23 protein-coding genes are annotated in these 25,354 nt (G+C 68.2%); 16 read left to right on the top strand and 7 right to left on the bottom strand.

All coding sequences use genetic code 11. From position 1 onward, the window contains the following. Positions 1 to 8: 8 nt before the first annotated feature. The 4 genes from AB0L70_RS26660 to AB0L70_RS26645 all read left to right on the top strand — a co-directional run bounded on the left by AB0L70_RS26660 (position 9) and on the right by AB0L70_RS26645 (position 5,292). A complete protein-coding gene (locus tag AB0L70_RS26660; protein WP_363688699.1) occupies positions 9 to 1,517 on the top strand; it encodes an ABC transporter substrate-binding protein in 1,509 nt (502 codons plus the stop codon). Between the two features lie 156 nt (positions 1,518 to 1,673). Then, entirely contained in the window at positions 1,674 to 3,242 is a 1,569-nt protein-coding gene (locus AB0L70_RS26655; RefSeq protein ID WP_363688697.1) for a sugar ABC transporter ATP-binding protein, read from the top strand. Next, positions 3,239 to 4,270, top strand: a complete 1,032-nt coding sequence (locus AB0L70_RS26650; protein ID WP_363688695.1) for an ABC transporter permease — start codon at positions 3,239 to 3,241, stop codon at positions 4,268 to 4,270. The genes AB0L70_RS26655 and AB0L70_RS26650 overlap by 4 nt, the downstream gene beginning before the upstream one ends. A gap of 14 nt (positions 4,271 to 4,284) precedes the next feature. After that, complete coding sequence (locus tag AB0L70_RS26645) at positions 4,285 to 5,292, top strand: substrate-binding domain-containing protein (RefSeq protein WP_363688693.1); 1,008 nt, start codon at positions 4,285 to 4,287, stop codon at positions 5,290 to 5,292. Here AB0L70_RS26645 and AB0L70_RS26640 read toward each other — a convergent pair. Continuing rightward, complete coding sequence (locus AB0L70_RS26640; protein WP_363688691.1) at positions 5,289 to 6,281, bottom strand: LacI family DNA-binding transcriptional regulator; 993 nt, start codon at positions 6,279 to 6,281, stop codon at positions 5,289 to 5,291. The two genes, AB0L70_RS26645 and AB0L70_RS26640, sit on opposite strands and share 4 nt — an antisense overlap. 120 nt (positions 6,282 to 6,401) lie before the next feature. On the opposite strand from AB0L70_RS26640, the gene AB0L70_RS26635 reads away from it, so the two are divergent. The 3 genes from AB0L70_RS26635 to AB0L70_RS26625 are packed head-to-tail and all read left to right on the top strand — an operon-like array spanning position 6,402 to position 8,768. After that, positions 6,402 to 7,832: an NAD-dependent malic enzyme gene (locus AB0L70_RS26635; protein WP_363688689.1), complete on the top strand. Its 1,431-nt coding sequence runs from the start codon at positions 6,402 to 6,404 to the stop codon at positions 7,830 to 7,832. After that, complete coding sequence (locus AB0L70_RS26630) at positions 7,829 to 8,203, top strand: VanZ family protein (RefSeq protein WP_363688687.1); 375 nt, start codon at positions 7,829 to 7,831, stop codon at positions 8,201 to 8,203. Before AB0L70_RS26635 ends, AB0L70_RS26630 begins: the two co-directional genes overlap by 4 nt. A gap of 7 nt (positions 8,204 to 8,210) precedes the next feature. Then, complete coding sequence (locus AB0L70_RS26625; protein ID WP_363688685.1) at positions 8,211 to 8,768, top strand: YqgE/AlgH family protein; 558 nt, start codon at positions 8,211 to 8,213, stop codon at positions 8,766 to 8,768. A gap of 9 nt (positions 8,769 to 8,777) precedes the next feature. Here AB0L70_RS26625 and AB0L70_RS26620 read toward each other — a convergent pair whose 3' ends face one another. Further along, positions 8,778 to 9,053 (bottom strand): DUF3039 domain-containing protein, encoded by a 276-nt coding sequence (locus AB0L70_RS26620; protein WP_363688684.1) that lies wholly within the window; start codon positions 9,051 to 9,053, stop codon positions 8,778 to 8,780. Between the two features lie 149 nt (positions 9,054 to 9,202). Between AB0L70_RS26620 and AB0L70_RS26615 the strand changes: the two genes are divergently transcribed. Next, a complete protein-coding gene (locus AB0L70_RS26615; protein WP_363688683.1) occupies positions 9,203 to 10,996 on the top strand; it encodes a DEAD/DEAH box helicase in 1,794 nt (597 codons plus the stop codon). Positions 10,997 to 11,274: 278 nt separating this feature from the next. Then, the gene (locus AB0L70_RS26610) at positions 11,275 to 14,616 is read left to right on the top strand and encodes a CARDB domain-containing protein (RefSeq protein WP_363688681.1); all 3,342 of its coding nucleotides are present in this window, start codon (positions 11,275 to 11,277) and stop codon (positions 14,614 to 14,616) included. Between the two features lie 50 nt (positions 14,617 to 14,666). Here the strand turns inward: AB0L70_RS26610 and AB0L70_RS26605 are convergent, their stop codons facing one another. Then, entirely contained in the window at positions 14,667 to 15,506 is an 840-nt protein-coding gene (locus tag AB0L70_RS26605) for a helix-turn-helix transcriptional regulator (RefSeq protein WP_363688679.1), read from the bottom strand. Between the two features lie 100 nt (positions 15,507 to 15,606). Here AB0L70_RS26605 and AB0L70_RS26600 point away from each other — a divergent pair, with 100 nt between their 5' ends. Continuing rightward, positions 15,607 to 16,335 carry an SDR family oxidoreductase gene (locus AB0L70_RS26600; RefSeq protein ID WP_363688677.1) on the top strand — a complete coding sequence of 243 codons (729 nt, stop codon included), beginning with the start codon at positions 15,607 to 15,609 and terminating at the stop codon, positions 16,333 to 16,335. A gap of 3 nt (positions 16,336 to 16,338) precedes the next feature. On the opposite strand, the gene AB0L70_RS26595 is transcribed toward AB0L70_RS26600, so the two are convergent. Together AB0L70_RS26595 and AB0L70_RS26590 are read right to left on the bottom strand one after the other, a co-directional pair. Continuing rightward, positions 16,339 to 16,884 carry an NUDIX hydrolase family protein gene (locus tag AB0L70_RS26595; protein ID WP_363688675.1) on the bottom strand — a complete coding sequence of 182 codons (546 nt, stop codon included), beginning with the start codon at positions 16,882 to 16,884 and terminating at the stop codon, positions 16,339 to 16,341. Positions 16,885 to 16,932: 48 nt separating this feature from the next. Further along, positions 16,933 to 17,577: an AraC family transcriptional regulator gene (locus tag AB0L70_RS26590; RefSeq protein ID WP_363688673.1), complete on the bottom strand. Its 645-nt coding sequence runs from the start codon at positions 17,575 to 17,577 to the stop codon at positions 16,933 to 16,935. 116 nt (positions 17,578 to 17,693) lie between these two features. On the opposite strand from AB0L70_RS26590, the gene AB0L70_RS26585 reads away from it, so the two are divergent. Both AB0L70_RS26585 and AB0L70_RS26580 read left to right on the top strand, forming a co-directional pair. Then, positions 17,694 to 18,455, top strand: coding sequence for a phytanoyl-CoA dioxygenase family protein (locus AB0L70_RS26585; protein WP_363688671.1), 762 nt, complete (start codon positions 17,694 to 17,696; stop codon positions 18,453 to 18,455). A 29-nt stretch (positions 18,456 to 18,484) separates the two neighbouring features. Further along, positions 18,485 to 19,717 carry an MFS transporter gene (locus tag AB0L70_RS26580; protein WP_363688669.1) on the top strand — a complete coding sequence of 411 codons (1,233 nt, stop codon included), beginning with the start codon at positions 18,485 to 18,487 and terminating at the stop codon, positions 19,715 to 19,717. A 40-nt stretch (positions 19,718 to 19,757) separates the two neighbouring features. Here the strand turns inward: AB0L70_RS26580 and AB0L70_RS26575 are convergent, their stop codons facing one another. Next, on the bottom strand, positions 19,758 to 20,588 hold the full coding sequence (locus tag AB0L70_RS26575; protein WP_363688667.1) for a hypothetical protein: 831 nt from the start codon (positions 20,586 to 20,588) through the stop codon (positions 19,758 to 19,760). A 55-nt stretch (positions 20,589 to 20,643) separates the two neighbouring features. Between AB0L70_RS26575 and AB0L70_RS26570 the strand changes: the two genes are divergently transcribed. Continuing rightward, positions 20,644 to 21,288 carry a helix-turn-helix domain-containing protein gene (locus AB0L70_RS26570; protein ID WP_132150562.1) on the top strand — a complete coding sequence of 215 codons (645 nt, stop codon included), beginning with the start codon at positions 20,644 to 20,646 and terminating at the stop codon, positions 21,286 to 21,288. 9 nt (positions 21,289 to 21,297) lie between these two features. Here the strand turns inward: AB0L70_RS26570 and AB0L70_RS26565 are convergent, their stop codons facing one another. After that, positions 21,298 to 21,768, bottom strand: coding sequence for an Lrp/AsnC family transcriptional regulator (locus tag AB0L70_RS26565; RefSeq protein WP_363688665.1), 471 nt, complete (start codon positions 21,766 to 21,768; stop codon positions 21,298 to 21,300). Positions 21,769 to 21,918: 150 nt separating this feature from the next. Here AB0L70_RS26565 and hppD point away from each other — a divergent pair, with 150 nt between their 5' ends. The 3 genes from hppD (at position 21,919) to AB0L70_RS26550 (ending at position 25,242) form a co-directional block, all read left to right on the top strand. Further along, entirely contained in the window at positions 21,919 to 23,121 is a 1,203-nt protein-coding gene (gene hppD / locus AB0L70_RS26560; RefSeq protein ID WP_363688663.1) for a 4-hydroxyphenylpyruvate dioxygenase, read from the top strand. Positions 23,122 to 23,269: 148 nt separating this feature from the next. Then, entirely contained in the window at positions 23,270 to 23,761 is a 492-nt protein-coding gene (locus tag AB0L70_RS26555; protein ID WP_363688661.1) for a hypothetical protein, read from the top strand. A 104-nt stretch (positions 23,762 to 23,865) separates the two neighbouring features. Further along, entirely contained in the window at positions 23,866 to 25,242 is a 1,377-nt protein-coding gene (locus tag AB0L70_RS26550; protein ID WP_363688659.1) for an FAD-linked oxidase C-terminal domain-containing protein, read from the top strand. Positions 25,243 to 25,354: the final 112 nt, after the last annotated feature.

Here is a 25,354-nt window from a genome sequence, read left to right as displayed (position 1 = left end):
CCCCTGTGTTGAGGAAGCGATTAGTCGCGGCCGTCGCCGTGACCGCCCTGGCCGCGCTGAGTGCGTGTTCGCCGGCGAGTGAACCGAGTAGCAGCAGCGGCGGTGAACAGTCGCTGGTCTACGCGCCGGCCATGTTCCCGGTGTCGCTGGACACCTACAAGTACGCCGGTGAGGAGAGCGTGCAGACCACGATCCAGCAGGTCATGGAGCCGCTGGTCCGGGTCGACGACGGCAAGATCGTGCCGGTCCTCGCGACCTCGTGGCAGAACCCGGACCCCAGCACCTGGGTCTTCAAGCTGCGCTCCGGCGTGAAGTTCTCCGACGGTACGCCGTTCACCGCCAAGGATGTGGTGGCGTCGTACGAACGGCACAAGAAGCTCGACGGTCCGCTGGTGCCGCTGTACTCGACGGTGACGTCGTTCGCGGCGACCGACGACCAGACCGTGACGGTGAAGACGAGTAAGCCGCTGGGCACCCTGTTGAGTTCGCTGACACTGCTGTTCATCGGGCCGGCCGCGAAGGTCGACACCGATGGGTTCGCCACCAAGCCGATCGGGACCGGGCCGTTCGTGGTCACGTCGTTCAAGCCCGACGAGAAGCTCGAGCTGGCGGCGAATCCGACGTACTGGGACGGAGCTCCGAAGCTGGCCAAGCTGGACTTCGTGAACATCCCGGAGGTCAGCGGGCGGATCACCGCGCTGGAGAACGGCGAGGTCGACGTGCTCACGCAGATCCCGCCCGATCAGGTCGGGTCGGTCAAGGGCGGTGACGCGATCAGTTACTCGACCTCGCCGAGCTGGACGTACTACTTCGACTGGTTCAACTCGAACCGGAAGCCGTTCAACGACAAGCGGGTCCGGCAGGCGATGTGGCACGCACTCAACCTCGACGGGACGATCAAGGATCTCTTCGGCGATCTCGCGTCGGTCGCGCAGGCGCCGGTGCCACAGGGCGTGATCGGTGCGCCGAAGCTGGCGCCGTACAGCTACGACCCCGCGAAGGCGAAGCAGCTGCTGACCGAGGCCGGGTACCCGAACGGGTTCAGTACGTCGATGCAGTGGCCGTTGGAAGGTGGTCCGAACATCCGGGCGCTGGCGCAGGCGATGATCTCGGACTGGGCCAAGATCGGCGTCACGGTGAAGCCGCTGGAGAAGGAGCGCGCCCAATGGCTGGAGGACTTCGGCAAGCTCAACTGGGACATGAACCTGCAGACCAACGTCACCGGCACCGGCGACGCCGACTACACCCTGGCCCGGCTGTACGTCTGCAGCGCCAAGCGCAACGGCTACTGCAACCCGGCGCTGGACAAACTCCTCCTCGACGCGCGGTCGACGGTGGACCAGGCGCAGCGACCGAAGCTGTACGAGCAGGCCGGTCAGATCATGTGGGACGACGCGGTCGGTGTCTTCCCGGCCGACCTGGCCTCGAACTCCGCCGTGCGCAGCCGGGTGCAGAACTTCGTGATGCCCCCGAGCGGCCGCCCACTCTTCGCGAAGGTCTCCGTTTCGGGTAGCTGACGGACCATTTCACGCAGATCGAATAGGTGCCTCTCCAGCTGGTTCGGCGACGAAGCTGGGTCACGGATCGGTTCGTAGACCTGGTGAGGGGTTGACGGGCTGGAGGGGCGCGGTCTAGCGTCCGGGAAATCGATTACTCACCCGGGCGGAGGTGCGATGACGGGGCCGAAGACCGAGGGCGCTGAGCTGGTCCGGATGACCGGGATCGGGAAGCGGTACGGCGGCGTACAGGCGTGCCGGGAGGTCGGCTTCTCCCTCGGCGCGGGGGAGGTGCACGCGCTGCTCGGCGAGAACGGCGCCGGCAAGAGCACGCTGATGAAGATCCTGTCCGGCGACGTCACCGACTACGACGGCACGATCGAGATCAACGGTGCGCCGATCCGCTTCAACGGTCCGACCGACGCGCAGTCGGCCGGGATCGCGATGATCCACCAGGAGCTCGACCTCGTCCCCGGCCTGTCGGTCGCCGACAACATCTTCCTCGGCCGCGAACTCCGCACGCGGCTCAACACCGTCGACCGCCGCCGGATGGACCGCGAGGCCCGTGACCTGCTCCAGCGCAGCGGCGTCGCGCTCGACCCGCGAAGGCCGGTCGGCGAGTTGCGCGTCGGCGAGCAGCAACTCGTCACGATCGCGAAGGCGATCTCGCTCGACGCGCGCGTGCTGATCATGGACGAGCCGACCTCGGCCCTCACCACCGCCGAGGTCGAGCGGCTCTTCGAGGTCATCCGCGAGCTGCGCCGCAACGGCGTCGGCATCGTCTACATCTCGCACCGGATGGAAGAGATCGCGCAGGTCGCCGATCGCGCCACCGTGCTGCGCAACGGCCAGATCGTCACCAGCTTCGACCCGCGCAAACTCAGTACGGCGGAAGTCGTCGAGGCGATGGTCGGCCGCCCGGTCCAGACCATGTTCACCACCCCCGATGCAGACACCGGCGACGAACTCCTCCGCGTCGATGACTTGGCACTGAAGGCACGCCGCCCCCGGCCCGGCCGCCGCGACCCCGACGGCATCTCACTGACCGTCCGTTCCGGCGAGATCGTCGGCCTCGCCGGTCTGCTCGGTGCAGGCCGGACCGAACTCCTCGAGACCCTGTACGGCGTCGCGCCCGCCGGCACGCGGACCGGCCGGATTCTGCTGGAGGGCAAGGAGATCCACCCCAGTCGGCCACGGCAGGCACTTGCCCATGGCATCGGGTTCGTCCCGGAGGACCGGCGCGCGTCCGGGCTCGTGCTGTTCCACTCGATCCTCGCGAACACGGTCGTCTCGAGCCTCCCGTCGTACGGACGTCTGGGTGTGATCGCGCGCCGGATGGAACGCGCGGCGTCGGTGCGGATGGCGGATCGGCTGCGGTTGAAGTTCGGCCGGCTGCAGGACGAGGTGGGCACGCTGTCCGGCGGAAACCAGCAGAAGGTCGTGTTCGGCCGGATGCTGCTGACCGAGCCGAAGCTGCTGCTGCTCGACGAACCCACCCGCGGCGTCGACGTCGGCGCCAAGGCCGAGATCTACCGGCTCCTCGGAGAGCTCGCCGGTCAAGGCATCGGTGTACTGCTCGCGTCGTCGGAGCTCCCGGAGCTGATCGGCGGGTGTGACCGGGTCGTCGTCCTGCGGGACGGGCGGGACGTGGCGTCGTTCAGTACGGCGGACTCCGGCGAAGGAGATCTCTTGGCGGCGGCGATGGGACAAGGTGCAGTGTTCGAGGAAGTCGGAGGAGCCCAGTGACCGACGTACAGGACAAGGCTGCTGTTGCGACGCCGGTGGAGCAGTCCGCCGGTGGAGTGGTCGCGACGCTGTTCCGGTTCCAGAGTGTGTTCGGGCTGCTCGCGGTGTTCATCGCGGCGATCATCTTCTCGCCGCGCAAGGACGGCGAGATCCTGTTCATCAGCGCGGACAACCTGGCCAACGTGGTCCGCGCGGTGTCGGAGATCGGGATCATCGCGGTCGGGATGACGTTCGTGATCCTGATCGGCGGCATCGACCTCTCGGTCGGCGCCGTACTCGGGCTGGCCGCGGTCGGATCCGCCGTACTGATGGTCGAGAACGACTGGGGCTTCCTGCCGTCCGTCCTGCTGGTGCTGGCGATCGGCCTGGTGTTCGGCGCGCTGCAAGGGATCGCGACCGCGATGATCGGGATCCAGTCCTTCATCGTCACGTTGGCAGGGCTACAGATAGCGCGCGGTCTGGCCCGGATCTGGTCCGGCGGCCAGGGCGTCGCGATCGCGTACGGCGACGGTCCGAACGAGGCGCCGTCATCGTTCGCCCTGCTCGGCGAACGCACCTTCGGGGGAACGGTCCCGATCCCGGTACTGATCTTCGCGGTGGTCGCGATCGCCGCGGTCGTCTTCCTGCGGGTGAGCGCGTTCTCGCGGCACCTGTACGCCGTTGGTGGCAACGAGAAGGCGGCCCGGCTGTCCGGCGTACCGGTGGTGCGGGTCAAGATCGCGGTCTTCGCGATCTGCGGGTTGCTCGCCTCGCTGGCCGGGATCGTGCACGCGGTCCAGCTGAACCAGGGCAGCCCGAACGACGGCATCGGCTACGAGCTGGACGCGATCGCCGCGGTGGTGATCGGCGGGACCAGCCTGGCCGGTGGCCGGGGCTCGGTGGCCGGGACGGTCGCCGGCGCGCTGCTGCTCGGCGTACTGAACAACATCCTTGCCCTGAACAACATCGACTCCAACATCCAGCTCCTGATCAAGGGACTCGTCATCGTGGCCGCGGCCGCGTTGCAGCGACTCCGCCCCACCTCCTGAGGAAGGTTCGCGTCATGCGTGCACTGAGAATCCCCCTGGCCGCTGCGGCCGTCGCCGCCCTGGTTCTCGCCGGTTGCGGGACCACGAACGAACGGACCTCGGGCAGCGAGTCGCCCGGGTCGTCGAAGTCGTGCAAGGGGGCCGACGGCCACTACACGATCGGGATGAGCCAGGCCAACGTGGCCGAGCCGTACCGGCAGCGGATGGACGACGACATCAAGGCCGCGGCCAAGGACGTGCCGCAGTTCGACGTGAAGTTCGCCGACGCGGCGCAGGACAACGCCAAGCAGGTCGCGGATGTGGAGAACTACCTGACCCAGCAGATCGACCTGCTGATCATCAGCCCGAACGAGGCGAAGCCGCTGACCGCGGTGGTGAAGAAGGCCTACGACAAGGGCATCCCGGTGATCGTGCTGGACCGGAAGGTCGAGGGCGACGCCTACACCGGGTTCATCGGCGGCGACAACGTGCAGATCGGCACCGAGGCGGGCAAGTACATCGCCGAGAAGCTGCTGCCGCAGGGTGGCAACGTGGTGGAGCTCAAGGGCCTGGCCGGCGCCACCCCGCAGGCCGAGCGGCACGAGGGCTTCCTGGCCGGGATCAAGGGCAACCCGAAGGTCAAGGTGATCGCGGCCGCGAGCGGTGACTGGCTGCGGGAGAAGGGCCAGGCGCAGATGGACGCGTTGCTGAAGGCGAACCCGAAGATCGACGTGGTCTACTCCCACAACGACCCGATGGCCGAGGGTGCGTACCTGGCGGCGAAGGCGGTCGGCCGGGAGAAGGAGATGAAGTTCACCGGCATCGACGCGCTGCCGATCCCGTCCGGTGGAATCAAGGCCGTCGAGCAGGGCCGCCTCAGCGCGACCTTCACCTACCCGACGAACGGCAAGGAAGCGATTGCCGCCGCCAAGAAGCTCCTGATCGATTGCGGCACCATCGAGAAGACCCAGACCCTCCCGACCCGCCTGATCGACCCCTCCAACGCAGCCAAGATCTACGCCGAGGAGAACCCCGCGGGCTAGAGGTGTGAACTGGCGCGCTCGATCAGTCGAGCGCCCAGCGTCGTCGTGGTCGGCGGGCGGCTGTTGTCGGCGATCCGCGCCAGCAACAGCCGGGCCGCCGCGGCGCCGATTTCGTACGCCGGTTGGGCAACGACGGTGAGCGGTGGATCGACGAGTTCGGCCCAGGGGGCGTCGTCGAAGGAGACCAGGCCTACGTCGGTGCCCGGGCGGATTGTCAACTCTTGCAAGGCTCGGAGAACTCCTACGGTCATGGCGCTGTTGGCGACCAGGAGGGCGTCCGGCGGTTCGGGTTGGGACATCAGGTCGAGGGTGGCCCGGTGGGCGCCGGCTGCCTTGTACTCGGTCCGGCGTACGAGCTTGGGAGTGCTCCGGTGTCGCGCGGCCTTCAACGCGTCGCGATAGCCGGCCAGACGATCGTCGGCGGTGCGTACGCCGGTCGGCCCGGTGACGCAGCCGATCCGTTCGTAGCCCTGGGCAATCAGATGGGCGGTGGCCTGACGAGCCGCCTGCCGGGTGTCGACCAGTACGACATCACTGTCCTGACCGGGCAGCGGCCGGTCCACCGCGACGTACGCCGTACCCCGGTTCGCCAGCTTGGCCACGGAGGTCGCCGTACCGCTGGGGGAGAGGATGACACCGGCGACGCGTTCCTGGATCGCGATGTCGATGTAGCGGTTCTCCTTCTCACCACTTTCGTCCGAGTTGCACAGCACGACCGAGTAGCCGACCTCGTGCGCGACGTCCTCGACACCGCGGGCGATCGCCGTGAAGAACGGGTTCTCCACGTCGGAGATGATCAGCGCGACCACAGCGGCCTCCTGCCGGCGCAGGTTCCGGGCCGGGCCGTTGGGCTGGTAGCCGAGCTCGGTCGCGGCCGCGCGGACCCGAGACGCCAGGTCGGGGTCGACGGTGGGCTTGCCGTTCAGCGCGCGGGACACGGTCGCCGTGGACACCCCGGCCCGCGCCGCCACATCGCTGATAGTCGGCACCTCTCAACCCCTCTCTGATCGGAAGGGTAGCCGGTCGGGTAATGGATTACCCAGCCTTCTGCCGTGCACTTTACGAACGTAATCCCGGCGCCTTACCAGTGGCGTGAGAGGATCACCCGCGTGACTGCCTTGCCGAGTGTTTCGTACTCCATCACCGTTCGCCTCGAGGTGCCCGCGGGTGGCTCGACGGTGAGCAAGCTGACGACCGCGGTCGAGCAGGCCGGCGGTCTGGTCACCGCGCTCGACGTGACCGCGTCCGGCCATGAGCGGCTCCGGATCGACGTCACCTGCGCGGCCGCCGACACCGAGCACGCCGGTCGGCTGGTCGAGGCGATGCGCGCGGTGCCGGGCGTCGAGATCGGCCGGGTCTCGGACCGGACCTTCCTGATGCACCTCGGTGGCAAGATCTCGATGGAGGCCAAGCACCCGATCCGCAACCGTGACGATCTGTCGATGATCTACACGCCAGGTGTCGCGCGGGTCTGCCTGGCGATCGCAGCCAACCCGGAGGACGCCCGCCGGCTGACCATCAAGCGCAACAGCGTCGCGGTCGTCACCGACGGTTCCGCCGTACTGGGCCTCGGCAACATCGGCCCGAAGGCCGCGCTGCCGGTGATGGAAGGCAAGGCGGCCCTGTTCAAGCGGTTCGCCGGGATCGACGCCTGGCCGCTGTGCCTGGACACCCAGGACCCGGACGCGATCGTCCAGATCGTCAAGGCGATCGCACCGGGCTTCGCGGGTATCAACCTGGAGGACATCTCCGCGCCGCGCTGCTTCGAGATCGAGGCCCGGCTGCGCGAGGAGCTGGACATCCCGGTCTTCCACGACGACCAGCACGGGACGGCGATCGTCGTCCTCGGCGCGCTGTACAACGCGCTCCGCGTGGTCGGCAAGGACATCAGCAACGTCCGGGTGGTGCTGTCCGGCGCGGGTGCGGCCGGCACGGCGATCCTCAAGCTGCTGCTCGCGGCCGGGCTCAAGGACGCGACCGTCGCCGACGTCGACGGCGTCATCCACCTGGAGCGCGACGGTCTGTCGCCGGAGCTGCGCTGGATCGCGGAGAACACCAACGCGGCCAAGTACAGCGGCGACCTCAAGGGCGCCCTCGCCGGGGCGGACGTGTTCATCGGCGTCTCCGCGCCGAACATCCTGACCGGCGCCGACGTCGCCACCATGAACGACGGCGCGATCGTGTTCGCGCTGGCCAACCCGACCCCCGAGATCGACCCGATCGAGGCCGGCGAGCACGCGGCCGTGATGGCAACCGGCCGCAGCGACTTCCCGAACCAGATCAACAACGTGCTGGTCTTCCCGGGCGTCTTCCGCGGCCTGCTCGACGCGCAGTCGTCGAAGGTCTCGATCGAGATGGAGCTGGCCGCCGCGAAGGCGCTGGCCGGTGTCGTCACCGACGAGGAGCTGAACGCGACCTACATCGTGCCGAGCGTCTTCCACCCGGAGGTGCACACGATGGTCGCGCACGCCGTCCGCGACGCGGCCGGTGGCAAGGCCCCGGCGGCGGAGCTGTTCCCGGACGACTCCCCGGCGCTGTGACTTCGTCGACAGTGGAGTCCGGCGAACGGACGAAAATCTGGTTCTGGCGGATCCTGTTCGTCGCGGCGGTCGCGCTCCAGTTGTACGGCGTCTACGCGCCGCGGGAGGCGGGACCGCACGTCGGCATCCCGCAGGTGGACAAGATCGCGCACTGCTTCCTGTTCGCCTCGGTCGCGTTCCTCGGGCTGAAGGTTCGGCTCCCGGCACGCTGGTTGCTGGCAGCCTTGGTGGCGAACGCGATCGTCAGCGAGTTCGTGCAGCACTACCTGCTGCCGCAGCGCGACGGCGACGTGTTCGACGCCCTCGCGGACCTGGCCGGGGTTGCCCTCGGGGCCTGGCTCGGGCTGCGCTGGTTCCGTCGTACGACATGATGGGGGTATGACGGCCTCGACCCTGACCGGTTCGCTGCTGGTGGCGACCCCGTTGCTCGACGAGCCGCCCTTCCGCCGGTCGGTGATCCTGCTGCTCGATCACGACGACGACGGCGCCCTGGGGGTGGTGGTGAACCGCGCCGCCGACCTGAGCGTCGACCGGGTGCTCCCGGGCTGGTCCACCACCGTGAACGAGCCCGGTGTGCTGTTCATGGGCGGCCCGGTCGGCACCGACAGCGCACTCGCCGTCGCAGAGGTGATCGAGTCCGCCGACCCGCCCGGCTGGCGGGAGTGCTTCGGTCGGATCGGGTTGATCGACCTGGACGTGCCGCCCGCGCTGCTCGAGGGCGCGATCCAGCGGATGCGGATCTTCGCCGGGTACGCCGGCTGGTCCAGCGGGCAGCTCGAGGGTGAGATCACCGAGGGCGCCTGGTACGTCGTCGAGTCCGAGCCCGACGACGTGTTCGGGCTGCACCCGGACACGCTGTGGCGCCGGGTGCTGCGCCGGCAGAACGATCAGATGGCGTATCTGGCGACGTACCCGGACGACCCCACGCTCAACTGACGGGCGAGCTCACTCGCCGTCGTCGCCGCCCTTGTCGTCACCGGGGTTGAGCGACTCCCAGATCTCCTTGCACTCCGGGCAGACCGGGAAACGCTGCGGGTCGCGGCTCGGGACCCACACCTTGCCGCAGAGCGCGACCACCGGCGTGCCCATCACCATCGCCTCGGTCAGCTTGTCCTTCGGCACGTAGTGCGAGAACCGCTCGTGATCGCCGGGCTCGGCCGGCGCAGGCTGGGTCCGCTCGTCGACAACCGTCTCGGCGCCCGGGGTCAGCTGAGTACTCATGCCCCCGAGTGTAGGCCGCCGCACCAGTCGATCCGGGAACTTTTTCCACAGAACGCTCGTACCTCGAGCGACGCGAGTCGGATCTGTCACCGAAGTCAGGTAACGTTCCTGCACGGCCGACAGTCGACTAACGGGGGAGTATGCCGTCCGTGGATTCGAGCCTGCCAACGGGACCAGCCGTTCTCCCGCCGGCGTATCCGGACCGTGCCGCCTGGGGCACCGCCAGCAAGCTGCGGGCCTGGCAGGCGGAGGCGCTGAAGCTCTATCTCGACAGCCAGCCGCGGGACTTCCTCGCGGTGGCGACGCCGGGCGCCGGTAAGACCACCTTCGCGCTGACCGTGGCCGCCGAGCTGCTGCACCGGCGGCTGATCGAGCGGATCACGGTGGTGACGCCGACCGAGCACCTCAAGGTGCAGTGGGCCGACGCGGCCGACAAGGCCGGGATCGCGATCGACCCCGCGTTCGCCGGGCGGCGGGGCAAGACCAACAAGGACTTCACCGGCGTCGCTGTCACGTACGCCGGGGTCGCGGTCAACCCGCTGGCCTTCCGGGTCCGGACCGAGCGGTTCAAGACGCTGGTGATCCTCGACGAGGTGCACCACGGCGGCGACGCGCTGAGCTGGGGTGAAGGCGTCCGCGAGGCGTTCGAGCCCGCGGCCCGCCGCCTCTGTCTGACCGGTACGCCGTTCCGCAGCGACGACAACCCGATTCCGTTCGTGACGTACGAGCACGGGCATGACGGAGTGGCGCGGAGCAAGGCCGACTACACCTACGGGTACGGGCACGCGCTGCAGGATCACGTCGTACGACCGGTCATCTTCATGTCGTACTCCGGTGAGATGCGGTGGCGGACGAAGGCCGGTGACGAGATCGCGGCGCGGCTGGGTGAGCCGTTGACGAAGGACCTCACCGCGCAGGCGCTGCGGACGGCGCTGGACCCGGCCGGTGAGTGGATGCCGGCGGTGCTCGCGGCGGCGGACAAACGGCTGACCGAGGTACGGCGGCATATGCCGGACGCCGGGGCGTTGGTGATCTCGGGTGATCAGAACACGGCTCGGGCGTACGCGAAGACGATTCGTGAGCTGACCGGCGAGGCGCCGACCGTCGTACTGTCCGACGAGAAGGCGGCCAGCAAGAAGATCGCGAAGTTCTCCGAGGGGGACTCGCGGTGGATGGTTGCGGTCCGGATGGTGTCCGAGGGTGTGGACGTGCCGCGGTTGGCGGTCGGGGTGTACGCGACGCCGACGTCGACGCCGCTGTTCTTCGCACAGGCGGTCGGGCGGTTCGTGCGGGCCCGGAAGCGGGGCGAGACGGCGTCGGTGTTCGTGCCGTCGGTGACGCGATTGCTGAGCTTCGCCGCCGAGATGGAGGTCGAGCGGGATCACGTGCTTGGGCGGAAGAACTCCAACGAGGACGGTGACATCTTCGCGCTCGAGGACGATCTGCTCGCGAAGGCGAACCAGGCCGAGGGCGCGAGCGATGAGCTCGAGGCGAAGTTCGAGGCGCTCGGGTCGGATGCGAGCTTCGACCGGGTCGTGTTCGACGGTGGTGACTACGGGACGGGTGGGGACCAGGCCTCGGACGAGGAGCTGGACTTCCTCGGTCTGCCGGGGTTGCTGGAGCCTGATCAGGTCCGGGAGTTGTTGCAGAAGCGGCAGGCGAAGTCGGTGGCGGCGCAGAAGAAGGGCTCCAGGCGATCGTCCGACGAACGCGAGGACCCGACGCCGACCGAGCTGGCGACGCACGAGCAGGTCTCCCTGCTCCGCCGCGAACTCAACGGCCTGGTAGCCGCCTGGCACCACCGCACCGGCCAGCCCCACGGCGTGATCCACAACGACCTCCGCCGCAAACTGGGCGGCCCCGCCGCAGCCCACGCCTCCTCCCTCCAACTCAAAGAACGCATAGACCTCCTACGCCACTGGGCCACCCAACGCCAAGCCTGACAACCACAAAGCACTAAACCCAACACCCCACACCCGCCTTCGCGCACCTCGACGCAACTGCCCTGCACTTCCTGTTGGTGCGGTGCGTCCTTCTCCTCCCTAAACCCACCGGGTTCTGTTGAGGAGGTGAGGAGGGGTGGGTGTTTTTGGGTTGTGAGGTGTTGACCGGGGGCGGAGCGTGCTGCAACATTCGACTACCTGTGCTGCAAGAAATCGTCAAAGTCGTGCAATTTCTGTAGAGCGGGTCACCTCCCACCGCCCATCTCGGAGGACTTCTCGTGGATCGTTGGAAGAAAGTTCGACCGCTGCTGTTGGTGCTGGCTGTGTTGGCAGTCGGCCTTTTGCCTGGTCACGCGACCGCGGCCACCACCGCTAATCTCGCCAAGACTCTGTCCGTCAGTAGCTCGATCGGGCCGTATCCAGGCAGCAACGCCGGTGACGGCAACCCGAACACCTACTGGGAGAGCAACAACAACGCGTTCCCGCAATGGATCCAGGCCGATCTCGGCGCCGCCACCGACGTCAACCAGGTCACGCTCAAACTCCCCGCAGGCTGGGGCACCCGCAGCCAGACCCTCATGGTCCAGGCCAGCACCAACGGCTCCACCTTCAGCACGATCGTCGGCAGTACGGCGTACTCGTTCAGCGGATCCAACACCGTCACGATCAACTTCACCGCCACCTCGGCGCGCTACGTCCGGCTGTCGTTCACCGCGAACACCGGCTGGCCGGCCGCTCAACTCTCGGAGTTCGACCTGGCCGGACCTGGTGGCGGGCCGATCGAACCTCCGACCGGCACCAACCTGGCCACCGGCAAGCCGATCGAGGCCTCCAGCGCCGTACAGAATTTCGTCGCCGCCAACGCCAACGACGGTGACATCGGCACCTACTGGGAGTCGAACGGCTTCCCCTCCACCCTGACCGTCAAGCTCAGCGCCAACGCCACCCTGAGCTCACTGGTCGTCAAGCTCAACCCCGACCCGATCTGGGGCCCACGAACCCAGAGCATCCAGGTCCTCGGCCGTGAGCAGTCCGCGACCACCTTCACCTCACTCGTGGCCCGAACCGACTACCAGTTCAATGCCTCGAGCAACCAGAACTCGATCACGATCCCGGTCACCGGCCAGTACGCCGATATCCGCCTGCAGTTCTTCACCAACACCGGCGCACCCGGCGGTCAGGTCGCCGACTTCCAGGTCTTCGGTACGGCGGCACCAAACCCGGATCTCGTCGTCACCGCGGTCAACTGGACCCCGGCCAACCCGACCGAAACCACGCCGATCACTCTCCAGGCCACCGTCAAGAACAACGGCACCGCGGCCGCACCGGCCAGCAGCCTGAACTTCCTCCTCAGCGGCAGCACCGCCGGCACCGCCTCCGTCGGAGCTCTCGCCGCCGGCGCCTCCACCACCGTCACTGCGAACGCCGGAACCCGTGCCCAAGGCAACTACACCGTTGCCGCGGTAGCCGATCCCACCAACGCCGTCGTCGAACAGGACGACACCAACAACACCCTCCAATCGCCCACCCAGCTGACCGTCGGACAGGCCGCCGGTCCCGACCTGCAGATCACCAACATCACCTCCACCCCGGCCAACCCGGCCCCCGGCACCCAGGTCTCCTTCACCGTCGCCGTCAACAACCGCGGTACGACGGCCTCCACCGCCAGCGTCACCCGGCTGACCGTCGGCGGCACCACCCTGAACACTAACACCGCAGCGATCGCAGCCGGTGCGACCACGAACGTCGCGATGACCGGCACCTGGACGGCCACCAACGGCGGCGCCACCCTGACCGCAACCGCCGACGCGACCAACACAGTTGCCGAGACCAACGAGTCCAACAACACGCTGGCCCGGTCGATCGTGGTCGGCCGCGGCGCCGCCGTCCCGTACACGTCGTACGAGGCGGAAGCCGCCAACTACAACGGAACCCTGCTCACGGCCGATGCCCTGCGCACCTTCGGTCACACGAACTTCGCGACCGAGTCGTCCGGCCGGCAGTCGGTCCGGCTGAACTCGACCGGCCAGTTCGTCGAGTTCACCTCGACCGTCCCGACCAACTCGATCGTCGTCCGCAACTCGATCCCCGACGCGGCGAACGGTCAGGGGCTCGAGGCAACGATCAGCCTGTACGTCGACGGCACCTTCAAGCAGAAGCTCACCCTGAGCTCGCACAACAGCTGGCTCTACGGCAACAGCGACGGACCTGAGGCACTCACCAACACCCCTGGCGGGGACGCACGCCGCCTGTTCGACGAGTCCCACGCACTGCTTGGTGAGTCCTACCCGTCCGGCACGAAGTTCAAGTTGCAGCGCGACTCCGGCGACTCGGCGTCGTTCTACATCATCGACATGGTCGACCTCGAGCAGGTCGCCCCGGCCCTGACCCAACCGGCCGGCTGTACGTCGATCACGCAGTACGGCGCGGTGCCGAACGACGGGCTCGACGACGCGGACGCGATCCAGCGGGCTGTGACCGACGACCAGAACGGCGTGATCAGCTGCGTCTGGATCCCGTCCGGTCAGTGGCGGCAGGAGAAGAAGATCCTCACCGACGACCCGCTGAACCGGGGTCAGTACAACCAGGTCGGGATCAGCAACACCACGATCCGCGGCGCGGGCATGTGGTACTCGCAGCTCTACTCGACCATCGAGCCGCAGAACGCCGGCGGCATCAACCATCCGCACGAAGGCAACTTCGGCTTCGACATCGACAAGAATGTGCAACTGTCCGACATCGCGATCTTCGGGTCCGGCCGGATCCGTGGTGGTGACGGGAACGCCGAAGGTGGCGTCGGGCTGAACGGCCGGTTCGGTACCGGGACGAAGATCAGCAACGTCTGGATCGAGCACGCGAACGTCGGCGTCTGGGTCGGCCGCGACTACGACAACATCCAGGAGTTGTGGGGCCCGGCCGACGGACTCGAGTTCAGTGGGATGCGGATCCGCGACACCTACGCCGACGGGATCAACTTCACCAACGGCACCCGCAACTCGAAGGTGTTCAACTCGTCCTTCCGGACCACCGGCGACGACGCGCTGGCGGTCTGGGCGAACAAGTATGTCAAGGATCAGTCGGTCGACATCGGCCACGACAACGCGTTCACCAACAACACCGTCCAGCTGCCGTGGCGGGCGAACGGCATCGCGATCTACGGCGGTTACGGCAACAAGATCGAGAACAACCTGATCTACGACACGATGAACTACCCCGGCATCATGCTGGCGACCGACCACGACCCGTTGCCGTTCTCGGGTACGACGACGATCGCCAACAACGCGCTCTACCGGTGCGGCGGGGCGTTCTGGAACGAGGACCAGGAGTTCGGCGCGATCACCCTGTTCCCGTCGAACCTGCCGATCCCAGGTGTCACGATCCGCGACACCGAGATCTACGACTCGACCTACGACGGGATCCAGTTCAAGACCGGTGGTGGTGAGATGCCGAACGTTGCCCTCACCAACATCCGGATCGACAAGTCGAACAACGGCTCCGGCATCCTCGCGATGGGCGGCGCCCGCGGCAACGCCAACCTGACCAACGTCGTGGTCACCAACTCCCGCGACGGCGACATCGTCAAGGAACCCGGCTCGTCCTTCACCTTCACCGGGCAATAGCCCCGCCCCGGTGAATCCGAGGCCCCGCACCCGTCCCGAGATGCGGGGCCTCAGCCCTGGGTCAACTGCTGGGTGCCGATGACGTCGAGGAGGCGAAGGGCCTGGTCGGACGGGGATCCGGGCTCGGCCGTGTAGAGCACGACCCGCTGATCGCGCTCCGGGATCACCAGCACTTCGCAGATCACGTCGACCCGGCCGACCTCGGGATGGAAGATCGTCTGGCACAGGGACTCCTGCCGGCCCACCTCGTGCAGCGCCCAGATCGCGGCGAACTCCGCGCTGCCGTCGATCAGGTCGGCCACCAACCGCGCGATGGCTGGATCGTCCGGGTACGTGCTGGTCGCGGCCCGCAGGTCGGCCGCCGCCTCGCGGGCGAACTCCAGGGTCGCGTCCTCGCCGAACAGTTCCGTCTGCCGATCGGTCAGGAACCGCAGCCGCAGCAAGTTCCGATCCCGCGGCGCCAACCCGGAGAAGTCCGCGATCAACGCCGCGGCCAACGGGTTCCAGGCGAGTACGTCGTACTTCGCGTCCAGTACCAGCCCTGGTACGTCGAGACGCGCAAGCATCCGCAGTACGCCGGTACGCACCTCGGCCGGTGGACCCGGTGGCGGACCGGGTTGCTCGCCGGCCAGCCGGAACAGGTGATCGCGCTCGGCATCAGACAGCCGGAGCGCCCGGGCGAGCCCGGTCAGCACCGGCCGGGACGGATGCGGACCACGGCCCTGCTCGAGCCGGGTGTAGTAGTCGGTCGACATCGTCGCGAGACTCGCGACCTCCTCCCGGCGCAGGCCCGGCGTACGGCGTCGCAGTCCGGCGGGCAGCCCGACGTCCGACGGTTGCAACGCCTCCCGCCGTACCCGCAAGAACTCCGCCAACTGGTCCCGGTCCATGGTCCCAGGATCCCAGCCCGGTCCAGCGGCAACCAGGGACTCCCGGTCCCAGGCTCAGCTCGCTCTGCCTCGCCTCGCTCATGCCCTCGAGTCTGGACGCATGAACACGGACAAGATCGCGCTCGTCACGGGCGCCAACAAAGGTATTGGCAAGGAGATCGCACGGCAGCTCGGCCAGGCCGGCTTCACCGTGCTGGTGGGTTCGCGGGACCTGGCCCGGGGTGAGCTCGCCGTCAAGGAGTTGCTTGCCGACGGCCTCGATGCGGTCGGGATCCAGCTGGAAGTGACCGACGAGAAGTCGGTGCGAACCGCCGCCGCGCAGGTCGAGAGCACCTACGGTCGGCTCGACGTCCTGGTCAACAATGCGGCAATCATCCCCACCGGCGATGATGCGGCGTCACGGATCGAGACCGGCGTACTGCGATCAGCCTTCGAGACGAACGTGATCGGGCTGGTCGGGGTGACGCAGGCGTTGCTCCCGCTGCTGCGCAAGGCCGACCGGGCGCGGATCGTGAACCTGTCGACCTCGCTCGCGTCGTTCGCGCAGGTCGGGGATCCGGAGTCGCGGATGTCGACTGTACTGACGCTCGGCTACAACTCGTCGAAGGCGGCCGTGAACATGGTCACGGTGATGCTGGCCAACGAGCTGCGCGAAACAGGCATCCTGGTCAACGCCGCCGACCCCGGGAACTGCGCCACCGACATGGGTGGCTGGGACGCGGCGCGGACGCCGGCCGAGGGTGCCGCCGTCGCGGTGCGGCTGGCGACCCTCGGAGAAGACGGCCCGACCGGCGAGGTGTACGCCGAGGAGGGCCGCCTGCCCTGGTGAGCTCTAAACGATCGCGCCCGACCAGGCCAGCGCCTGCTTGAGCAGCTGGCCCCGGCCACCTTCGAGGTCCGCCAGCAGGCTCGGCTGCAGGGCCTCGGCCGGCGTCAGCCAGGTCAGCTCGAGGGCGTCCTGGCGCGGGTTGCACTCGCCGGTGACCGGTACGACGTACACCAGCGCGACCGCGTGCTGACGGGGGTCGTGCAGCGGCGAGACGCCCGGGAACGGGAGGTATTCGGCGACGGTCGCCGGCACCGGGCTGAGCGGCAGCCGCGGGAACGCGGCCGGGCCGAGGTCCTTCTCGATGTTGCGCTGCAGGGCCTCGCGGATCGACTCGCCGTGCAGGACCCGGCCGGACACCAGGGTCCGGGTGATCTCGCCGGTCGCGGCCGAGGTCCGCAGCAGCACTCCGATGTGCTCGATCTGGCCCTGGGTGTCGACGCGAGCCGGCACGGCCTCGACGTACAGGATCGGAACCCGCGAGCGGGTCTCGGCGAGCGCGAACTCCGACAGCCAGCCGGGGTTCGGGTCAGGCGTACGAACAGACGTCATGAACACATCTTTGCCTACCCGCTGTAGTCCTTGCGGCGGCGGGCCGCTCTACGGTCTGAAAGCGGACCGGTACTGGGAGGGGCTCAGGCCGAACGTGGAGCGGAAGCGGCGGGTGGCGTGGCTGGGATCGTGCCACCCGACCATCGCCCCGACGGTCGCGACCGGCAACTCCGTCTCGATCAGCAGACCCGCCGCCCGCTCAGCACGGAGGCGGTTCAGATACGCCATCGGTGAGATCCCCGCGGTCTTCCCGAACAGCCGGACCATGTACCCGGGCGCCAGGTTCACCCGCGCGGCGAGCCGGTCCAGGGTCCACGGCTCGTCGATGCTTGCCTCCAGCAATCGCATCGCATGCTGTACGGCGGGATGCGTCCGATCCTGCGCTCCGCCGCCAGGCACCAGCGCGCCGGACAGCAACCCGAAGACGTCCGCCCCGAGATAGGCGTTGCGCACCACCAGCCCGGCACAGTCGGTGTACCCGTGCCACTCACCCGGCCGCAGCACGACGACCGAATCCGGCTGCAGCGCGACCTCGCCGGCCGCCGAGACATGGGTGCCGCGACCGGCGACGACGACCGCGATCTCGAAGAACGCGTGACTGTGCGGCGCGACATCGGCCACCAGTTCGAGCCGCTCACCGGCCACCGGCAGGCGTTGATCGGGGAAGACCTCACTGCTCAGCACGTTGTGCACTCGAGCCTCCACAGGTCAAGAACAGTCAAGTCCTGGTCAACCACTGCCTGTCACTCGGCGCTCCCAGGCCGCAGGCTGGAAGTACTTCCCGTCAACGGACTTCGAGGAGCCCTCCGATGACCACGACCGACCCTACGGCACCCGCCGTACTGGATGAAGAGACCATTTCCGCCTACCGCCGGGACGGGGTGGTGCGGATCCGGAACATCATCGGCGCGGACGAGGCGGCCCGGTTCCGCGACGCCGCCGTCGAGGAGAGTGCCGCGGCGGCCGACTACTCGAAGGGGTCGCCGATCTTCAAGCAGCACGTCAACGTCTGGCGGGACAACGCGGTACTGCGCGAGCTCACGCTGGACCCGCGGTTGGCGGCCGCCGCGACCGCGCTGGCCGGGGTGCCACTGCGGATCTGGCACGACCAACTGCTGATCAAGCCGCCGCACAACGGGGCGGCGACCGAGTTCCACCAGGATGCGCCGTACTGGCCGCACGGTGGGTCGCGGCACTCGCTGTCCGCCTGGGTGGCGCTGGTCGACGTACCGGTGGAGCGCGGGTGCATGACCTTCATCCCCGGCTCGCAGGATCACCAGAACCTGCGCAGCCAGGACCTGGCCGACCGTGACGACATGTTCCGGGCCGCGCCCGACCTGCGTTGGGAGGAGCGGCTGACGATCCCGCTGCGGGCCGGCGACTGCACCTTCCACAACGCCTACCTGGCGCACTCCGCGACGCCGAACCTGACCGACGACCCGCGGATCGCGCACGTAGCGATCTACGTCGACGCCGAGGCCACGTACACCGGTGCCGGCCACGTGGTCACCGACGGCGTCGGCCTTACCGTCGGCGAACGGCTCGACCACGAGCTTTTCCCGACTGTTTAATTTTTCACGGCGTGACATAAGTTGTCAGCGTGCCTCTGCTGACTGACATCCGCCCGCTGAAGGAGTCGCCGGATTTCCGCCGGTTGTGGGTCGGGTCGACGGTCTCGCAGCTCGGGACGCAGATGACCGCGGTGACGGTGTCGATCCAGGTGTACGCGCTGACGCACTCGACGTTCGCGGTCGGGGCGGTCGGGCTGTGCGCACTGGTGCCGCTGGTCATCTTCGGCCTGTACGGCGGAGCGATGGCCGACGCGATCGACCGGCGGATGCTCGCCCTCGTCTCGTCGGCCGGCCTCTGGCTGCTCTCGATGATCCTGGTGCTGCAGTCGCAGCTGGGCTGGGGCCAGGTGTGGATCCTGTACGCCGTCGTCGCCTGTCAGTCGGCGTGTTTCGCCGTGAACGGCCCGGCCCGGTCCGCGATCATCCCGCGGTTGATCCGGCCCGAGCTGCTGCCGGCCGCGAACACGCTCAGCCAGGCCGCGTTCAACCTGGGCTTCACCGTCGGGCCGTTGCTCGGTGCGGCGGTGATCGCCTGGCACGGGTTCGCGGCGGCGTACCTGGTCGACGTGATCACTTTCACCGCGGCGCTCTACGCATTGTTCCGGCTCCCGGCCGTGCCGCCGACCGGTCTGGTCCGGCGGGCCGGGCTGCGGTCGGTGCTCGAAGGGTTCACGTTCCTCCGGGCAGCACCGGCGTTGTTGGCGACCTTCCTGGCGGACATCTTCGCGATGGTGTTCGCGCAGCCCCGCGCGCTGTTCCCGGCTGTCGCGGGCGCGTTCTTCGCGGGCGGCGTCCGTACCGTCGGTCTGCTCCAGGCGGCACCGGCGATCGGCGCGCTGATCGGCGTGGTGTTCTCCGGCTGGGTCAGCCGGGTCCGTCGGCAAGGCGTGGCGATCGTGGTCGCGATCACGGTCTATGCCACGGCGGTCGGGCTGTTCGGGTTGGCCCGGACGATCTGGCTGGGCGTCGCGCTGCTCGCCTTGTCGGGGGCGGCCGACATGGTGAGTTCGGCGTACCGCAACACCGTGCTGCAGTCCGCCGCTCCGGACGCCATGCGCGGGCGGCTGCAGGGCGTGTTCACCGTGGTCGTGGCCGGCGGGCCGCGCCTCGGCGACTTCGTCGTGGGTACGTCGGCCTCCCTCACGACCCCGACGATCGCGCTGATCGGCGGTGCGACCGCCTGCATCGTCGGGCTGCTGATCCTGCTGGCCCGGAACCGGCCGTTCCGCGTCTACGACTCGCAGACCCGCGCGCTCAGCTGATCAGACCCGCGCGGCTGATCAGACCCGCGCGCTCGGCTGATCAGCCTCCGGTCACCAGCTTCTTCACGACGGTCGGCCAGGAGTCCGCGTCCGGATGGATCTCGGTCATCGGCTTGTCGTCGAGCGTGACGATCTTGCGGTCGCCGATCGGCTTCTTCAGCTTGACCGCGGTGAGCGAGGTGTTGCTCTCCTGCGGGCACGGCGCGTCGCTGTCGACGTAGATCTTGATCTCGTCGTCCTTCTCGTTCACCTTCAGGTCGAAGTTGCAGCTCAGGCCCGTCCCGACCAGGATGTCCGCGTCGTAGCCGGGGGAGTTCTGGATCCACTTCAGGTACTTCGGTTTCTTCTTCTTCACCAGCTGGTAGTGCTCCAGCGGCTGCTGCTTGTCCGAGAAGGACTCGCCGCCGCCGTCCCCGAAGAAGCTGCCGTAGATCATGTCGACGCAGGGATCGTCGGAATCCTGCGAGTGCGGAAGGGCGCCCCACGCCGTCGAGGCGATCCAGCAGCCGTTCGCCTCCCGGTTCAGCGACACGTTGAAGCCGATCAGTGCGAGGGCCCCGACCACCATGGCGATGGCGAGCATCCGCCGCGACTTGACCTGCTGCGGGCCGAGTACACCGGCCGCTCGCTGGGCCTCCGACGGCTCCGCTGCACCGGCCGCAGCACCGCCCCCTGTGCCGCCCCCTGCGCCGGCCGCTGTACTGGCCGCTGCACCGGTCGCCGGGGTCGCCTGCTGCTCCTCCGGGTGCTGGCGGAACAGCGCCAGGATCGTGCTCGTCCACTGCGGATTGATCCAGGTCGGAATGGCATAGACCAGGATGAGCACGACGATCACGGCGATGGCGGGCAGGAGCGACCAGTAATTTCGCACGGCAGCAAGATACGGGGCCATCGGGCCGCGCCCGAAAAACGGATACGCTTCGAAGGTGCCAGCAGAGACCTCCCAGACGCTCGACCGGGGACTCACCGTCCTCGAGTTGCTGGCCGACGCCCCCGACGGCCTGTCCATCACCGAGTTGGCGGCCGCGCTGGGGGTCAGCCGGACGGTTGTCTACCGCCTGGTCAACACCCTCGAGCTGCACCGATTGGTGCGTCGCGACAGCGAGGGGCGGGCGCGGTTGGGGCTGGCCGTCCTGCACTACAGCCGCCGGGTCCAGCCCACACTCCGTGATGCCGCCCTGCCGGTGCTGCGATCACTCGCGGAGGACACCGGCGCGACCGCTCATCTGACCGTGGCCGACGGCGACGAGGCGCTCGCGATCGCGGTGATCGAGCCGAGCTGGACCGATTTCCACGTCTCGTACCGGATGGGATCCCGGCACGCTCTCGACCAGGGAGCCGCCGGAAAGGCGATCCTGGCCGGCCGTCGCAAGCCCGATCCGGCCGGTCGCCCGTTCGTCGTCACTTCCGGCGAGCTGCAGGCCGGTGCCCAGGGCGTGTCGTCACCGGTTCTCGGCGTACCAGGTGTCGAGGCCTCGATCGGCGTGGTTGTCCTCGGCAAACTCGACCGCGATTTCGTCGGCCCCCGGGTCGCCCGGGCCGCAGTAGAAGTAGCCAAGCGCCTCGCCTGATCCGAGGCTCTAGTCCGAGGTCGCGGCCTCGACCAACGGAAGCACCCGATGGGGGATCTGTTCCGCCAGGGCGATCACCGTGGATGCTCTCTGGATGCCCCGAACGATGACGACCTGATCGATCACGCGCTGGAGGTCGGCGTTCGAGCGCGCCACGATCCGGCACCACAGGTCCTCGGCGCCGGTGATGGTGTGGACCTCGAGCACCTCCGGGATCCGGGCCAGCGCCTCCGCGACCGTCGTATGACCTGAGCCCTGCTCGATCTGCAGCGTCGCGAACGCGGTGACCGGGTACCCGATCGCGGTCGTGTCGATGTCCGGACCCCACCCACGCACCACGCCGTCGCGCTGCAGCCGGTCCAGCCGCGCCTGCACGGTCCCGCGCGCAACGCCCAGCCGGCGCGACGCCTCGAGTACGCCGACCCGCGGCTCGGCCGCGAACAGCTTCAGGATCCGGGCATCCAGCGCGTCCACCGACATGGCATCTCTCCTGAGGTGGTCAGACTGACCAAATAGTCCAGCAGTGTGGCCAGCATACTGGTCAAGCTGTGCAGTGAAACTAGGAACTGTTGCGCAACCTGCGTCCTCACGACAGGGTTCGGTGCACGAACACGACCCGGGAGGATCACGATGACCAGCACCGACCTCACCCCAGCAGAGCTCGACGCCGATCTCGATCTCGACCAGCTGAAGCAGCTCGTCGGCCTGGTGCCGTACGACGAGAGCACCGACCCGTTCCCGGTCACAGCGATGGACGCGGTGGTCTTCGTGGTCGGCAACGCCACCCAGACCGCGAAGTACTACCAACTTGCCTTCGGCATGGATCTGGTCGCGTACTCCGGCCCGGAGACCGGCAGCAAGGACAGCAAGTCGTTCGTGCTCAAGGCCGGCTCGGCCCGCTTCGTGATCTCCGGTGGCGTCAGCCCCAAGAGCCCGTTGCTCGAACACCACCGCAAGCACGGTGACGGTGTCGCCGACATCGCGCTCGAGGTCCCGGACGTGGACAAGTGCATCGAGCACGCCCGCAAGGTCGGCGCCGTCGTACTGGAGGAGCCGAACGACGTCACGGACGAGCACGGCACGATCCGCCGGGCCGCGATCGCGGCGTACGGCGACACCCGGCACACGCTGATCGACCGGAGCAAGTACGACGGCCCGTACCTGCCCGGGTTCATCACCGCAACCACCCAGGTGACGCGGCCGGAGGGACACCCGAAGCGGCTGTTCCAGGCCGTCGACCACGTCGTCGGCAACGTCGAGCTCGGCAAGATGGACGAGTGGGTCACCTTCTACAACAAGGTGATGGGCTTCGTGAACATGGCGGAGTTCATCGGCGACGACATCGCCACCGACTACTCCGCGCTGATGAGCAAGGTCGTGGCCAACGGCAACCACCGGGTCAAGTTCCCGCTGAACGAGCCGGCCATCGCGAAGAAGAAGTCGCAGATTGACGAGTTCTTGGAGTTCTACGACGGCGCCGGCGCCCAGCACATCGCGCTCGCGACGAACGACATCCTGCGCACCGTCGACATCATGCGGGCCAACGGCGTGGAGTTCCTCAACACACCGGACTCGTACTACCAGGACCCCGAGCTGCGCGCCCGGATCGGTGAGGTACGGGTCCCGATCGAGGACCTGCAGTCCCGCGGCATCCTGGTCGACCGCGACGAGGACGGCTATCTGCTGCAGATCTTCACCGCGCCGATCGGTGATCGGCCCACGGTGTTCTACGAACTGATCGAGCGGCACGGTTCGCTCGGCTTCGGCAAGGGCAACTTCAAGGCGCTGTTCGAGGCGATCGAGCGCGAACAAGAGCGACGAGGCAACCTTTGAGAGCGGTTGGAACCTTCTGACCTTGCCGGAAGCAACTGGATACGGCGTGTCGCCGTCCGATTACCGGAATGACTGTTGAGGCAGGGGCTGTTCGCGTAGTGTGCCTTCCTGAGTGTGCGTCGGGGCGTACGCTCAGGAAGGGTTTGTCATGAAGACTCTGGGCATTCTGCTCAGCACTGCGGGCCTGGCCGGGGTGGGCGCGTTCGCTCTCACCGCGACGCCGGCCCTGGCCGCGAGTCCGAATCAGGCGACCGATGCGGTCGCTGCCTGTTCGGGCGCGCGCTCCATCGCGTCGGCACCGATGCTGCGCGACTACAGACCACCCAGTTGGGGCACTGTCCGGCTGGTCCGGGACAACTGCTCGCAGTACTGGGCCGAGATCACGATGGCATCGCCGCTGGTCGCCAACGCCAAGGCCAACGGCTTCGTGGTGCAGTACGGCGGCGCCAACGCCGGCCGGGTGCTCAGCTGTGACAGCAGCGGCGGCAACGGCTCGGTGATCCAGGGCCAGCGCACCTGTCGCACGCCCAAGGTCAAGGGCGGCAGCGGGATCACCTTCGCCGCCATCGGCCGGGAGTACCACAACTACGGCGGCGGCTACGAGGAGATCTCCGAGAACGCCACCAGACGCACCCGCTGATCCCTGCCGGGCCGCCCACCCGGCGGGGGGATGTGTGGGGTGATTTCCGGAAGCGGACACCCTTACTCGCGCGTCACGTCGGGGGCAGCTACTAGGCTCGCAGTATGAGTGAGGTTGTCGAGCGGCTACGGGCAGCGTTGCCTCCCGAGGCACTGGTGACGGATCCGGACCGGATGGAGAGTTACCGGTACGACCGGGCGATGTTCTGCCCGGCCGGGATGCCGCTTGCCGTCGTTCTGGCCCGTGAGACGGCGCACGTGCAGGCGGCGGTGCGGATCGCGAGCGAGGCCGGCGTACCGATCGTGCCGCAGGGCGCCCGGTCCGGCCTGTCCGGAGCGGCCAACGCGCTGGACGGCTGCATCGTGATCTCGCTGGAGAAGATGGACCGGATCCTGGCCATCGAGCCGGTCGACCGGTACGTCGTGACCCAGCCCGGCGTGTACAACGCCGTCCTCTCCCGCGCGGTCGCCGAGCAGGGGCTGTTCTACCCGCCGGACCCGTCCAGCTGGGAGTTCTGCTCGATCGGCGGCAACCTGTCCACCAACTCCGGCGGCCTGTGCTGCGTGAAGTACGGCGTGACCACGGACTACGTGCTGGGCCTGGAGGTCGTCCTCGCGGACGGCCGGGTGCTGCGGACCGGCCGGAAGACCGTCAAGGGTGTCGCCGGGTACGACCTGGCCAAGCTGATCGTGGGCAGCGAGGGGACGCTCGGCATCATCACCGAGGCGACCCTGGCGCTGCGCCCGGCGGCGGCCAAGCCCCGCACGATGGCGGCGCTGTTCGCCGACGGTGTCGAGGCGGGCGGCGCGATCCTGGAGATCATCCGCAGCGGCGTCTCGCTCAGCCTGCTGGAGATCATGGACCGGACCACGATCCAGGCGGTCAACAAGTACAAGCGGATGGACCTCCCGGAGGAGGCCGGCGCGATGCTGATCGCCCAGTCCGACGCCGGCGGCGAGGCGGGTGCGGCAGACGTCGCCACCGTCGCCAAGCTCTGCCGGGACAACGGCGCGCTGGAGTGCATCGAGGCCGAGGACGACGCCGAGGGCGAGCTGCTGCTCGAGGGCCGCCGGGTCGCGCTGACCGCGCTCGAGCAACTCGGTACGACGATGATCGACGACGTCGCCGTACCGCGGTCCCGGCTGGCCGAGTTCATCGGGCGCCTCGAGCAGTTGTCGGCGGAGCTGGACATCACGATCGGCGTCCTCGGGCACGCCGGCGACGGGAACATGCACCCGACGGTGGTCTTCGACCAGACCGACCCGGCCCAGGCGGAGCGCGCCCAGATGGCGTTCGAGCAGGTGATGGCGATCGGGCTGGAGCTCGGTGGCACGATCACCGGTGAGCACGGTGTCGGCGTACTGAAGCGGACCTGGCTGGTCGAGGAGATCGGACCGGTCGCGATCGACGTCCACCGGGCGATCAAGACCGCCCTGGACCCGAAGAACATCCTCAATCCGGGCAAGATCGTCGCGGACTGAGGGTTGTGACCCAACCGCAACGGAACTGCCGAGGCCATTCGACGTTCGTGGCCGCCGGCTGTGACGTCCGGCCAGCACTATGGAAGGTAGTTGTCTGAATCTCCGGGGGAAC

This window comes from Kribbella sp. NPDC051952 (assembly GCF_040680855.1).
In the GTDB taxonomy this organism is placed as follows: Bacteria; Actinomycetota; Actinomycetes; order Propionibacteriales; family Kribbellaceae; genus Kribbella.
Note: the sequence above shows the minus strand (reverse complement) of the source record. Positions and strands in the feature narration are given on the sequence as shown.